11 protein-coding genes and 1 tRNA gene are annotated in these 13,616 nt (G+C 63.5%); 10 read left to right on the forward strand and 2 right to left on the reverse strand.

The features are described 5' to 3' along the window. Positions 1–80 precede the first annotated feature (80 nt). The 3 genes from nagZ (at position 81) to MUN46_RS05015 (ending at position 4,037) form a co-directional block, all read left to right on the forward strand. Positions 81–1,127, forward strand: coding sequence for a beta-N-acetylhexosaminidase (gene nagZ / locus MUN46_RS05005; RefSeq protein ID WP_243376196.1), 1,047 nt, complete (start codon positions 81–83; stop codon positions 1,125–1,127). A gap of 87 nt (positions 1,128–1,214) precedes the next feature. After that, positions 1,215–2,420 carry a nicotinate phosphoribosyltransferase gene (gene pncB, locus MUN46_RS05010; protein ID WP_243376197.1) on the forward strand — a complete coding sequence of 402 codons (1,206 nt, stop codon included), beginning with the start codon at positions 1,215–1,217 and terminating at the stop codon, positions 2,418–2,420. 189 nt (positions 2,421–2,609) lie between these two features. After that, on the forward strand, positions 2,610–4,037 hold the full coding sequence (locus MUN46_RS05015; protein ID WP_243376198.1) for a sodium:proton antiporter: 1,428 nt from the start codon (positions 2,610–2,612) through the stop codon (positions 4,035–4,037). Positions 4,038–4,374: 337 nt separating this feature from the next. Here MUN46_RS05015 and MUN46_RS05020 read toward each other — a convergent pair whose 3' ends face one another. Continuing rightward, positions 4,375–5,775, reverse strand: coding sequence for an ISNCY family transposase (locus tag MUN46_RS05020; protein ID WP_285230533.1), 1,401 nt, complete (start codon positions 5,773–5,775; stop codon positions 4,375–4,377). A gap of 290 nt (positions 5,776–6,065) precedes the next feature. On the opposite strand from MUN46_RS05020, the gene MUN46_RS05025 reads away from it, so the two are divergent. The 6 genes from MUN46_RS05025 (at position 6,066) to MUN46_RS05050 (ending at position 11,813) form a co-directional block, all read left to right on the forward strand. Continuing rightward, positions 6,066–7,616: a 2-isopropylmalate synthase gene (locus tag MUN46_RS05025; protein WP_243377483.1), complete on the forward strand. Its 1,551-nt coding sequence runs from the start codon at positions 6,066–6,068 to the stop codon at positions 7,614–7,616. Between the two features lie 120 nt (positions 7,617–7,736). Further along, the gene (gene rpsO / locus MUN46_RS05030) at positions 7,737–8,000 is read left to right on the forward strand and encodes a 30S ribosomal protein S15 (RefSeq protein ID WP_237978203.1); all 264 of its coding nucleotides are present in this window, start codon (positions 7,737–7,739) and stop codon (positions 7,998–8,000) included. Positions 8,001–8,227: 227 nt separating this feature from the next. Beyond that, on the forward strand, positions 8,228–10,384 hold the full coding sequence (gene pnp, locus MUN46_RS05035; RefSeq protein WP_243377482.1) for a polyribonucleotide nucleotidyltransferase: 2,157 nt from the start codon (positions 8,228–8,230) through the stop codon (positions 10,382–10,384). A gap of 99 nt (positions 10,385–10,483) precedes the next feature. Then, the gene (tpiA, locus tag MUN46_RS05040) at positions 10,484–11,263 is read left to right on the forward strand and encodes a triose-phosphate isomerase (RefSeq protein ID WP_285230563.1); all 780 of its coding nucleotides are present in this window, start codon (positions 10,484–10,486) and stop codon (positions 11,261–11,263) included. 26 nt (positions 11,264–11,289) lie between these two features. Next, a complete protein-coding gene (gene secG, locus MUN46_RS05045; RefSeq protein ID WP_243377480.1) occupies positions 11,290–11,673 on the forward strand; it encodes a preprotein translocase subunit SecG in 384 nt (127 codons plus the stop codon). Positions 11,674–11,728: 55 nt separating this feature from the next. Next, positions 11,729–11,813, forward strand: a tRNA-Leu gene (locus MUN46_RS05050). A 282-nt stretch (positions 11,814–12,095) separates the two neighbouring features. Here the strand turns inward: MUN46_RS05050 and MUN46_RS05055 are convergent. Beyond that, positions 12,096–13,052, reverse strand: a complete 957-nt coding sequence (locus MUN46_RS05055; protein ID WP_243377479.1) for a hypothetical protein — start codon at positions 13,050–13,052, stop codon at positions 12,096–12,098. A gap of 384 nt (positions 13,053–13,436) precedes the next feature. Between MUN46_RS05055 and MUN46_RS05060 the strand changes: the two genes are divergently transcribed. Beyond that, a complete protein-coding gene (locus MUN46_RS05060; protein WP_243377478.1) occupies positions 13,437–13,583 on the forward strand; it encodes a hypothetical protein in 147 nt (48 codons plus the stop codon). Positions 13,584–13,616 lie beyond the last annotated feature (33 nt).

Consider the following 13,616-nt stretch of genomic DNA (forward strand, 5'->3'; position numbering starts at 1 on the left):
GGCGCGGCCTCACCTGACGCAGCCTTAAAACCCAGAAAAACGAGGGGCGCCCCCCGAAGGGGCGCCGCCACAGACACACAATGCTAGGACCCGCAGTCATTGACATCGAAGGCACGGCGCTGACCGCCGCCGACCGCCGCCGCATCGCCTCGCCGCTTGCCGGCATGGTGATTCTCTTTACCCGCAACTACGAGAGCCCGGCGCAGCTGCGCGCCCTCTGCGACGAGATCCACGGCGCGAGGCCCGGGATCCTGATCTCGGTGGACCACGAAGGGGGGCGGGTCCAGCGCTTCAGGCGCGGCTTCACGAGGCTGCCCGCCCTCGCGCAGTACGGCCGGATGTACGGGCGGGACCGCGGGGAGGCGCTGCGGGCCTCCTGGGCCCACGGCTATGTGCTCGCCGCGGAGCTGCTCGCCTGCGGCGTGGACTTTTCCTTTGCGCCCGACCTCGACCTCGACTGGGGGCACTCGAAGGTGATCGGCCACCGCTCGTTCTCGCGCGACCCGCAGGCCGTGGCCGAGCTCGCGCTCGCGATGATCTCGGGCATGCGCGAGGCGGGGATGGCCTGTTGCGGGAAGCATTTCCCCGGACACGGCTGGGCCGGCGCCGACAGCCACAAGGAGCTGCCCGAGGACGAGCGCGACCCGCAGCTCATCGTGCGCGAGGACGCAGGCCCCTACCGGGCCCTCGCCCCGGCGCTCGCCTCGGTGATGACCGCGCACGTCGCCTACCCGGGCATGGACCCGCTGCCGGCCACTTTCTCCAGGCGCTGGCTCTCGGAGGTGCTCAGGGGCCGCTGCGGCTTCGAGGGGCTCGTGTTTTCCGACGACCTCGCGATGGGCGGCGCCCGGGTGGCCGGGGGGATCCTCGAGCGGGCCCGCGCCGCCCTGGACGCAGGCTGCGACGCGCTGATCCTCTGCAACGCGCCGCAGCTCTGCGACGAGCTCCTCGCGGGGCTTGACTGGAAGAGAAGCGACCTTTTCGAGCGGCGCAGCGCGCGGCTCGACCCCAGCCGGCTCTGGCCCGGCCGCGGCGCGCTCGAGCGCGACTGCCTTTACGCCCAGTGCCGGAGGCTCGTCCCCGCGACCGATCCCGATCTCGTCGACTGGGTGGAAGAGGCGCGCTGAACGCCGCGGCGCAGTTGTGCCACAATGGCCGGCAGCGCGGGCCGGGTCCTGAATTTGCCCGCACCCCGGCCTTTGAGGAGCTTCTGGATGATTATCGAGTCTTTGCTGGATACCGATCTCTACAAATTTACGATGATGCAGTGCGTGCTGCACCAGTTTCCCGGAGCCGAGGTGAAGTACCGCTTCAAGTGCCGCACCCCGGGCGTTGACCTGCGGCCTTACGTCGCCGAGATCAACGAGGAGATCGACCACCTGTGCGAGCTGCATTTCAGCGACCAGGAGCTCGCCTACCTCGCCTCGCTGCGGTACATCCGGCGCGACTTCGTCGAATTCCTGAGCCTTTTCCACCTCAAGCGCAAGTACATCCGCGTCTCGCCCTCGAACGACTATCCCTGCGGCATCGACATCTCGATCAAGGGCCCGTGGCTGCACACGATTCTTTTTGAGATCCCGGTGCTCGCGATCGTGAGCGAGACCTACTTCCGCCACCGCATCCCCGCCGACGGCTTCGAGCTGGGCCGCCGCAGGCTTGCCGAGAAGTGCCGGATGATCCTCGAGGAGCCGGACAACGACAACCTCGTGATCTCGGACTTCGGGGCGAGGCGGCGCTTCTCGCGCGCCTGGCAGGAGGAGGTGATCGAGTACTGCATCGAGCATCTCGGGCGCCATTTCTCGGGCACGAGCGACGTGCTTTTCGCCCGCGAGTTCGGGGTGCTGCCCCTCGGGACGATGGCGCACGAGTACCTGCAGGCCTGCCAGGCCCTGGGCCCGAGGCTGCGCGACAGCCAGACCTTCGGCTTCGACATGTGGGCGAAGGAGTACCGCGGCGACCTGGGGATCGCGCTCTCCGACGTCTACGGGCTCAAGCCCTTCCTCAAAGACTTCGACATGTATTTCTGCAAGCTCTTTGACGGCGCGCGGCATGATTCCGGGGACCCATTCCGCTGGGGCGAGGCGATGATCCGGCACTATGCCGTGAACAAGTGCGACCCGAAGAGCAAGACCCTCATCTTCTCCGACGGGCTGGACATTCCGCGCGTGCTCGCGCTTTACCGGCGGTTCAACCACCGCATCCGCCTGGGCTTCGGAATCGGCACGAACCTCATGAACGACGTGGGCCCGAAGCCGCTCAACATCGTGATCAAGATGATTGAGGCGAACGGCCAGCCGGTGGCGAAGATCTCCGACACGCCCGAAAAGGGCATGTGCGAGGATCCGACCTATCTCGCCTACCTGCGGCAGGTCTTCGGTCTGGACGAGCCGGACGCGGCCGCCTCCTCGCCCAAAGCCTAGCCTCCGCCGCAGCCCGGGACGGCAGGCCCGGAGAAAAAAACGCCCCGCGCCCGTTCGGTGCGGGGCCGCGGATCCACTACAATAAAAAGCATCCGGCCGCTGCGCCGCGGGGCTTCCGACCCTTAAGCCGCGCTGGATCAGCCCCCTTCGGATGGGAGGGGACCGTAAATTAAAAAAAGGATTCGGAAAATGTCTTGTTCCAACCTGCCGGTGCGGGCTCTGGCTGCTGCAGCCGCATTTTTTTCGCCGGCCGCCGCTTTTGCTTCTGAGATGAGCGGCGCGGAGCTCTCGCTCGCCTGGGCCGTTCCGTTCGCCGGGATTCTTCTCTCGATCGCCTTTATTCCGCTTTTCGCCGCCAAGTTCTGGCACAACCACTTCGGCAAGGTCTCGCTTGCCTGGGCCGTGCTCACCATTGTCCCGATCAGCGTGGTCTTCGGGCTTGAAAACGGCCTGATCGCGCTCAACGAGGCGCTGGTGGGCGACTTCCTGCCCTTCATCCTCTTCGTGGGCACGCTTTTCGTCGTGGCGGGCGGCATCCACATTTCGGGCAACTTCTCGGGCCGCCCCGCGGGCAACCTCGCCTTCCTCGTGGGCGGGGCGGGGCTTGCCAACATCATGGGCACGACCGGCGCGGCGATGCTGCTGATCCGCCCGCTGCTCAAGGCGACCGAGCACCGCAAGTACCGGATGCACACCTTCATCTTCTTCATCTTCATCGTGGCCAACATCGGCGGCTCGCTCACGCCGCTCGGCGACCCGCCGCTCTTCATGGGCTTCCTGCGGGGCGTGGACTTCTTCTGGCCCGCAGAGCACCTGTTCCTGCCGATGGTCTTCACGGTGGGGCTGCTCTCGGTGGTCTATCTCGTGATCGACACGATCTGCTGGAAGAAGGAGCATCCGCGCGCCCTTCCGGTCGAGCCTAAGAAGGAGGCGAACGAGTCGCTGCGGATCTCGGGCGCCGTCAACATCATGCTGCTCGTGATCGTGATCGGCGCGGTGCTGCTCTCCGGCGTCTGGGACTCGGGCTTCAAGGTGCAGTTCCTGGGAGTGACGCTCACCGGGCAGGGCCTCGCGCGCGACGGCATCTTCCTCGCCTGCGCGGTCCTCTCCGTCATCCTCACCCCGAAAGTGGTCCGCGAGAAGAACCAGTTCTCCTGGGGGCCGATCCTCGAGGTGGCCAAGCTCTTTGCCGGCATCTTCGTGTGCATGGTGCCGGTGCTCGCGATGCTCAAGGCCGGCCACGACGGCAGCTTCGCGCCGCTCGTCGCGCTGGTGACCAATGCCGACGGAACCTACAACAACTCGGTGTTCTTCTGGCTCACCGGAATGCTCTCCTCGTTCCTTGACAACACGCCGACCTATCTCGCGTTCTTTAACCTCGCCGGCGGCGATCCCACCGTGCTGATGGGCGTGGACGCGAAGACCCTGATGGCGGTTTCCTGCGGCGCGGTCTTCATGGGCGCGAACACCTACATCGGCAACGCCCCGAACTTCATGGTGCACTCGATCGCCTGCAGCCGCGGCGTGAAGATGCCCTCCTTCTTCGGGTACATGGCCTGGAGCATGGGCATCCTCGTCCCCACGTTCCTGATCGGGGACTGGCTCTTCCTCATGTAACGGCGCTCCGGCCGGAAAAAGAGGGTGCGGGGCATCCTTCCGGCCGGCACTCCCCGTTCCCCGGCGCCCCATTCCCTCTGTCCGGGAATGTGTTAGAGCAAAGGGAAAATGTCACATGCCAGCACAACGGGACTATGTCACACCCTAGCAAAGCGATTATGACACCAAAAATTCTCCGCCAAAGACAGAAATTGAGAGCCCCCTGGGGCCCTTTATCGTCTTCATGGAGAACACCCTGCCCACGCTCTGTCGGGCGCTCGCCTCAAATGGGCTGAAGCCCGTGCGGGCTGTGGGCAGGTTGGGAAAAAAGATCTTCTGAGAGCCTGTGTTGATTTCATTATTTGCCAGATCTGTTTTTCCGCTGCTTCAGCTTTTCTTCGAGTTCACGGGCCTTTTGGTCACGCTCTTTTCTCTGGGCCTGCCGTTGCTTCGCTTCAGCCATTTCGCATTCCAGCTTCATGACGAAGCCGTTGGGTCGCAAATCTTCCTTCTCAATGATTCGATCCAGGCATGCGTCTATGGTCTTCGATGACTCAAGGTATTCCGTGCGCTCGAGCGTTTTTCTTTTCCGGGCTTCAAAGCAGAGCAGATGTTCTTTGCCCCGTGCATCCCGGTAGACCATTTCCGGCGCACGGCCATCCGGGTACTCGATGACGCTGACTTTCTTGCCCATCAGCTCAAACTTCCGAGCGCTCGCATTCTTGAGCTGCAGGATCGACCCCCCGAAGGAGACGCTCAGAGATTTGCTCAGAACGCGTTCGTGCCACCAGGCGCATATGCGTTCAATCTCGGGCATACTTTCTTCAGCCACCGCACAGTTTGCGCTCAGGGGTTCTCTTGGGTCGATTCCAAACCGCTGATTGAAATCCCTGATCAGTTCGTCCATGCGCTGATTGGCGGTGGCCATGTCTTCGATTCCCATGACCCTGAACTCATGCGGCCAGCGCCCCTGCAGCGTCTTGAACAGGCGTTCTATCCGGCCTTTTGCCTGCGGGCTCTGAGCGAATATCTGCTCGATCTGAAGCTTGTCGCAGACTCTCTGAAACTGTGTGCCCTCTACATTTTTGGACCGGCCCTGAGCCAACGCGCGGAAAGTGCCGTGCCGATCGCTGTATAGCGCAAGGGGGATTCCGTGCGCCCTGATGTATTGGAGCAGCACGGTCATATAGCCCGCCGCGGTCTCCGAGGGAAAGAACCCGGCAGCGGCGATTCTGCCGGTCGCATCGTCAATGAACGCGATTAATGAGCACTCTTTCTGACCGGGGCCGAACCATCTGTGCGGGCTGCCGTCGATCTGAACCAGCTCGCCGAACCTTGACCTTCTGCGCCTCAGAAAATGACCGGCTCTTCTGAGCCCCTGCTCTGAGGCCTGAGGGCTGAGTTCTCTCAGAATCTTTCGAACAGTTTCCTTCGACACTTTGATCCCTTCGTTTTTCACAAGGTACTGAGTCAGGAGCGTCGGAGGGAAATCCTGATATTTTGTAACTGCCAGTTCTATGATTTTTAAACGAATATCGTCTGGCAGGCGGTTGCTCGGGGGCCGCCCTTTGTTGCCATGGGGCGGATCTGCGGCTTCGCCCCTTTTCCAGGCGGCCAGCCTGCGATAGAACTGGCGAATGCTCAGCTTCATCGCTTTGGCTGCCTCCGGCACCGAGAGCAGGCCGTAGGCGACCTGTTCGAAAATCTCCTCTGTGCCGGTCTGGGACTTCGGGGCTCTTTCAGGAAGCGAGTTTTTCATGTGCGACTCCTAAAAAACAGGCTCTCTGAAGTGATTGTGTGACAAAATCGCTTTGCCGGGGGCTGTCATGCAGATTGCCGGCTTATGACAGAGTCGCGTTGCCGGACCATGACATAGTCCCGTAGTTTTCCGTGACATTATCGCGTTGCTCTAACACCCTCTGTCCGGGAATGGGGCGCTTGTCTTTTATGCGCTATATTGATCAAAAATGCGGTCACGGGCGAGCCCGGGGCCCGGCCTGCGAAACGGCCGCCCCGGGCAGCGCCGGGACCGCCTGAAGACTGGAGAACCTGATGGAAAAACTCATCATTTTCGATACCACGCTCCGTGACGGAGAGCAGAGCCCCGGCGCCACCATGACCGGGGACGAGAAAGTCCGCATCGCCCAGCAGCTCGAGCGGCTCGGCGTCGATGTGATCGAGGCGGGCTTCGCCGCCGCCTCGGTGGGCGACTTTCTTGCCATTCAGAAGATCAGCTCGATTGTGAAGAACTCGACCGTGTGCTCGCTGTCGCGCGCGCTCGAGCGCGACATTGAAAAGGCCGGCACGGCGATCTCGGCGGCGGCCCGCGGGCGCATCCACACCTTCATCGCAACAAGCCCCATCCATATGCAGATGAAGCTGCACATGACGCCCGAGCAGGTGATTGAGAACGCCGTGAAGGCCGTGCGCCTCGCCCGTGAGTACACGGACGACGTGGAGTTTTCGGCCGAGGACGCCTCGCGCAGCGAACCCGACTTCCTCGCCCGGATCTGCGAGGCGGCGATCGAGGCGGGGGCGACCACGGTGAACCTTCCCGACACCGTGGGCTACGCGATCCCCGAGCAGTTCGGCAGCTTCGTGCGCGACATCCGCACCCGCGTTCCCAACTCCGACAAGGCGGTCTGGTCCGTGCACTGCCACGACGACCTCGGCATGGCCACGGCCAACTCCCTGGCCGGCGTGCACATCGGCGGGGCCCGGCAGCTCGAGTGCACGATCAACGGCCTGGGCGAGCGGGCGGGCAACTGCCCGCTCGAGGAGGCCGTGATGGCGATCTCCACCCGCTCCGACTATTTCCAGCTGCAGTGCGGCATCAACACCAAGGAGCTCGTGCCGACCTCGAAGCTTGTCTCCACGGTGACCGGCTTCCCGGTGCAGCCGAACAAGGCGATTGTGGGGGCGAACGCCTTCGCGCACGCCTCCGGCATCCACCAGGACGGCGTGATCAAGGCTCGCCAGACCTACGAGATCATGCGCGCCGAGGACGTCGGCTGGGCCAGGGACCGCATGGTCCTGGGCAAGCTTTCGGGCCGCAACGCCTTCAAGCAGCGCATCCAGGAGCTCGGCATCCCGGTGACGAGCGAGAACGAGATCAACGAGGCGTTCCTGCGCTTCAAGGATCTCGCCGACCGCAAGAGCGAGATCTACGACGAAGACATCCAGGCCCTCTTTGCCCCCTCGGGCTCGCAGCCGCTGTCGAACTACTACGGCTTCGTGAGCCTCGACCAGCGCTCCGAAACCGGCGAGCGCCCGTACGCCAAGGTCGTGATGACCGAAGGCGGCGGCGAGGTGACGACCGAGGCCTACGGCAACGGCCCGGTGGACTCCGTCTTCAAGGCGATCGAGGCGCACGTGAAGTCGGGCGCCACGCTCGACCTCTACGCGGTCAACGCGATCACGGGCACCTCGGAGGCCCTGGGCGACGTGGTGGTGCGGCTCTCGCTGGGCGGCCGGATCGTCAACGGCGTGGCCACCGACGCGGACATCATCGCGGCCTCGGCCAAGGCCTACATCGCGGCCCTCAACAAGCTGAAGACCGTGAGCCCGATGAACGCGCAGCTCGCCGAGCAGACGCCCTGAGGGCGCGGCGCGGGGCGCTGCGCAGGCAGCGCCTCCGTTTTTGCTATACAATAGCGACTTTCACGATTCAGGTTCCTAACGCCTGAAATCGCCCGTTTATTTTTTTTATGGTTAGAAAAAATGGCTGAAATCAACAAGCAGGACATCATCAAGCAGTACCAGCGCGCCGACCGTGACACGGGATCCCCCGAAGTCCAGGTGGCTCTTCTCACGGCCCGCATCAACGGCCTTTCCGAGCACTTCAAGACTCACGAGAAGGACCATCACTCCCGCCGCGGTCTGCTCATGATGGTTTCCCGCCGCCGCAAGCTGCTCGATTACCTGAAGCGCACCAACGTTGAGAGCTATCGCAAGCTCATTGATTCCCTCAACCTGCGCAAGTGATTCTGCTGCCGCGATGGTTCTAGGCGCTGCGGTCTGTCCGATTTCAAAAGAGTTCGGCCAGACCGCAGTTTTTTGTTTTTTCACCAGGCGCCGTTCGCGGGGATGATGGCTTCGCGTTGCGACATGGAGCCCTTTTCGAAGGCTGTGAGGAGCTCGATGCCGCAGCGTGCCGTCCACTGGATTTTCCCCGGGGAAACAGGCTGCCCCTTTACAAGGAAACTCAGAACATGACCATGTTCAACAAGGTCTCCAAGTCCTTCCGCTTCGGCGACAACGACGTCACCATCACCACCGGTGAGATCGCCCGCCAGGCCTCCGGCGCGGCCGTCGTCCAGATGGGCGACACGGTGGTTCTCGCCACGGTCGTTGCCAAAAAGGAGGCGAAGGAGGGCCAGGACTTCTTCCCGCTGACCGTTGACTACGTCGAAAAGGCCTATGCGGCCGGCCGCTTCCCCGGCGGCTTCTTCAAGCGCGAGGGACGTCCCTCCGAGCACGAGACGCTCACTTCCCGCCTGATCGACCGTCCGATCCGCCCGCTGTTCCCCGACGGCTTCTACAACGAAGTCCAGGTGATCTGCACCGTCGTGTCCGCCGACCCTGAAGTCGACCCCGACATTCCCGCCATGCTCGGCGCTTCGGCCGCGCTGTCCATTTCCGGCATCCCCTTCAAGGGGCCGATCGCCGGCTGCCGCGTCGCCTACATCAACGGCCAGTACGTCTGCAACCCGCACGTCTCCCAGATGCCCTCCTCGAAGCTCGATCTCGTCGTGGCCGGCACTGAGCGCGCCGTGCTGATGGTCGAGTCTCAGGCCGACCGCCTGCCCGAGGACGTGATGCTCGGCGCCGTCTCCTTCGGCCACCAGCAGATGCAGGTCGCGATCAATGCGATCAACGAGCTCGTCGAGGAAGCCGGCAAGCCCGCCTGGGACTGGCAGCCTCCCGCGAAGAACGAGGCTCTCATCGCCCGCATCCGCGAGCTCGCCTTCGACGGCCTGAAGGCCGCCTACGACATCCGCCAGAAGCAGCCCCGCTCGGAGAAGATCCGCGCGGTCTACGAGCTGGTGCACGAGACGCTCAGGAAGGACTGCGAGGCGAAGGGCGTGGAGCCCGACTTCGACCAGAACGAGGTCGACGGCATCCTCTTTGACATGGAAGCCCACCTCGTGCGCGACCGCATCCTGCGCGGCGAGCCGCGCATCGACGGCCGCGACACCCGCACGGTCCGCCCGATCGAGATCCGCATGGGCGTGCTGCCGCGCACCCACGGCTCGGCCCTGTTCACCCGCGGCGAGACGCAGTCGCTTGCCCTCACGACGCTCGGCACGAAGCAGGACGAGCAGATCGTCGACGGCCTGACCGCCGAGAGCCGCGAGCGCTTCATCTTCCACTACAACATGCCCCCGTTCGCCACCGGCGAAACCGGCCGCATCGGCTCGCCCAAGCGCCGCGAAATCGGCCACGGGAGGCTCGCCAAGCGCGCCCTCACCGCCGTGCTGCCCGACTACGACGACTTCCAGTACACGATCCGCGTGGTCTCGGAAATCTGCGAGTCCAACGGCTCCTCCTCCCAGGCCTCCGTCTGCGGCGGCTGCCTGTCGATGATCGACGCGGGCGTGCCCCTGAAGGGACTGGTCGCGGGCGTCGCGATGGGCCTCATCAAGGAAGGCAACAAGTTTGCGATTCTGACCGACATCCTGGGCGATGAGGATCACCTGGGCGACATGGACTTCAAGGTGGCCGGCACCGAGGACGGCGTGACCGCCCTGCAGATGGACATCAAGATCGACGGCATCACCGAGGACATCATGAAGCTCGCCCTCGCGCAGGCTCACGAAGGCCGCATGCACATCCTCGGCCTGATGAAGCAGGCCGTGGGCGACCAGAAGCGCGAGCTTTCCTCCTACGCGCCGCGCATGCTCGTGATTAAGATCAATCCCGAGAAGATCCGCGACGTGATCGGCAAGGGCGGCGCCACGATCCGCGGCCTCGTCGAGGAGACCGGCTGCAAGATCGACGTTGAGGAAGACGGCACGGTGACGATCGCCTCGGCCGACACCGAGAAGGCTCAGGAAGCCAAGCGCCGGATCGAAGAGATCACCGCCGAGGTGGCCGTGGGCCAGGTCTACGAGGGCACGGTCACCCGCATCCTCGACTTCGGCGCGATCGTGCAGCTGCTGCCCGGCAAGGACGGGCTGCTGCACATCTCGCAGATCGCCAACGTCCACGTCGACAAGGTGAGCGATTACCTGAAGGAAGGCCAGAAGGTCCGCGTGAAGGTGATCGAGGCCGACGAGAAGGGCCGCGTGCGCCTTTCGATCAAGGCCCTCATCAACGATGAGAAGCGGGCGGCCGCCGAAGGCAGCCCTGACATCCAGCAGGCCTGAGCGGCCGGCGCCTGAAAGGCGCTTCGGATGAGGCAGGAGGGGAACTGGCTTCCCCTCCTTTTTTTAGCTAAAATAGTAAATCTTTCTCATCGACGGGCAATGGACATGAAGGGTCGCTCTTCTCTGGTTGTCGGCAACTGGAAAATGAACGGCTCCCTCGCCCTGGCTGAAAACTGGGCGAAGGAGTTTGCGGCGCTTTGGCGGCAGGCTGCGCCTGCGGCTGAAGCGGGCCTGTGCGTGCCTTCGGTCTTTCTCGACCGGCTTGTGCGCAGCCTCAGGGCCGAAGGCCTCGAGGCGGTCGAGCCCGGCGCGGAGGACGTGAGCGTGCGCGAGGGCAGCGGCGCCTTCACCGGAGAGGTGAGCGCTTCGATGCTCAGGGACGCCGGCGCGAGGCTCTGCATCGTGGGGCACTCCGAGCGCAGGACGCTTTTCGGCGAAAGCAACGCCTCGGTGGTTCTCAAGGTGAAGGCTCTGGCCGCCCAGGGGATCCGCCCGATCGTCTGCGTGGGCGAGACCCGCGAAGAGCGCGAGGCGGGCCGGACCTCCGAGGTGATCCTCGCTCAGGTGAGGGCGGTGCTCGGGGGCTGCGGGATTGAGTCGCTTGCGGGCGGCGCCTTCGCCTATGAGCCTCTTTGGGCGATCGGCTCGGGGGCCGCGGCCTCGCTCGAGCAGATCGAGCCCGTGCACGCGGCGATCCGCGCAGCGCTTTGCGAGGCGGACGCCGGAGCCTCGGAGAAAGTGAGGGTTTTGTACGGCGGCAGCGTGAAGCCGGCCAATGCGGCGGCTATTCTCGCGCTGCCCCACGTCGACGGGGCGCTCGTGGGGGGCGCTTCGCTCAAGGCTGAAAGTTTTTATGGCATCTGCGCCTGCGGGCGCTGACAACCTTAGGTTTTAAGAGGAAAGACATGTCTCTTCTGATGAGCATTGGGCTGGCTGTCCAGGTGATCGCAGCCATTGCGCTGGTGATTCTCGTGCTGCTGCAGCACGGCAAGGGCGCGGATCTGGGCGCGGCCTTCGGCTCCGGCGCCTCCGGTTCTCTCTTTGGCGCAGCCGGCTCCGGCACGTTCCTGTCCAAGATGACCTGGATTGTCGCGACGATCTTCTTCCTCGCGACGATTGCGATTACGCTCGGTTCGGGCGCCTTCGCCCGCCACAACCAGCTCGAGCGCCAGGCCGAGGGCGGCGGCGTGCTGGGCACGGTCTCCTCGGTTCCCGCGGACGCCTCGTCTCCGGCCGCTAATCCTAGTAATATCCCTAACACCCCTTCACAAAATCAGATTCCGAGGTAAAATACATAACCTCTGACGCAGACATGCTTCTGCTTCAGGATCTTTAAGAATTCATGCGGTCGTGGCGAAATTGGTAGACGCACCACTTTGAGGGGGTGGCGGAGCAATCCATATGAGTTCGACTCTCATCGACCGCACCAGATTTCAAGCGTCAGCAGACGGTTGAAAGCGAGGGCCGGAAGCGCGAGCGACCGGTGCTTTAAAAGACAGGGGTGTCGCCAAGTTGGTTAAGGCATCGGATTCTGAATCCGATATTCGTAGGTTCGAGTCCTACCACCCCCGCCAGCTGATCTTCCTTCGTCTGCCGCCCGTTTGAAAATCGATTGAAAGCCTGCAGGTTGATCATCTGCAGGCTTTTGCTTTATGCGCGGTCCGGACGGCAGGGCCGGAAAAGGGCGCTCAGCGCGGCGCCCGCAGCCTCGCTAGTGCTTCGGGATCGACTCCGGGACAAGCCTGGCCGAGACCCAGAAGAGACCGGCGACAAACTGCCCGGAGAGTTTTTCCACGGTCCATTCGGGCGTCTCCGACGCATAGACTGCCAGAGGGCTTTCGCCGAAGGCCTGATCCAGGACGCAGTCCAGCCGCAGGACGGCAGAAGAAAAGAATTCGAGCCTCGCGGCCTTTTCGGCCCTGCAGCGCAGCTCCATCAGGCACGCGTCGCTGCCGTGCGGGCTGATGAGCTGCAGGTTTTCCGTGGAGACGTTCACTTCCGGCAGAGCTTCCCTGCCGAGGCCCGGGTGCTGCGAGAGGAAGTCCTGCAGCGCCTGCTCGTAAAAGGGACCTGAGCTGACGCTGAAGACCTCTCCCGGGGCGAGCTCGGAGGCGGGGCCGAAGCTCTGGCCGGCCGCGACGGCTGAGACTTCGAACACGCATTTTCGTCCGGGCTCGAGAAAGGGGCCGTCATAGAAGAAATACGGAAGCGCGCAGGTGAACACGGCCTGCCCGAATTTCAGGGCGGCGTCGCCTGAAACGCCGTTTTCGTCGGCATGCACGGCCAGGACCTCCGCTTCCGCCCGGGTCCCGGGCAGGGCTGGCGCTGTCGTGAAGAGCTCGAAGTTCTCCTCGCCCGCCCTGCGGCGCAGATAGAGCGGAAGGCCGGGAAGCCCGGACTCCCGGGGCGGGTATTCGAGAGCGGTGAACTCGGTTTTGTCCGCGCCCTGGGCGCGCCGCCCGCTGGGCTGCGCTTTCTCAAGCGCATCGGGCAGCACGGACAGCAGCGTGAGCCGGGCCCTGGCCGCAGCGGTGTCGTCGACGGCGGCCTCCGGCGAGACGAGCCAGCCGAAAGGCTCCGGAAGAGCGACGCCTCGGTCAAGCGAGCCGTACTTCTCGATATAGTCCTCGTCGGAGAGCGTCATGTGAGCGGCCTCATACGTTTCCATAGCCATGCCTCCTGTACGGTGAACGTCTGGAAAGCCGGGCTGATGCCCGCAGGCCCGGGGATGGAGTGCTGACAGAAAGGATGATAAAGAGAATTTTTTCCGAACAGCAAACCAAGCGGTCTGTTTTGCAGGGAAAAGTTAAGCGAGCGCTTTCTCTTCTCAGGCCGAGCTTCCTGTTTTTTCTCCGGAGAAGGGCGGCCCCGCGGGGAGGGGCTTTCAGTCCGGGGGCTCGCTGCGGGGGCGCTTCGGGCGCTTGAGGCCGCCTGCCGCGTGCGGGGCATCAGCCCCCGGTGATTTGTAGCTCATTTCGAGGCTTTCACCGGTTTGTCAAAATCGTCTGCTAACTTTTCTTCAAGTTTGGAAGACATCACTGGAGCAGCCGCAATGTCAGAGTTCGAGCACGAGGACCGCCGGAAGCAGATTGATTTCGAAGATGACGAGGATGATGAAGTGGACGAGGGGGAGGAGATCACCTGGTTTGACGACGACGATGAAGTCGAGGGCGCAGCGTCCTTTGCTTCCATCGGGTGAAAACCGGCACAACATTTCAATTTTCCTGCGAAG

This window comes from Mesosutterella faecium (assembly GCF_022809315.2).
GTDB classification, from domain to species: domain Bacteria; phylum Pseudomonadota; class Gammaproteobacteria; order Burkholderiales; family Burkholderiaceae_F; genus Mesosutterella; species Mesosutterella faecium.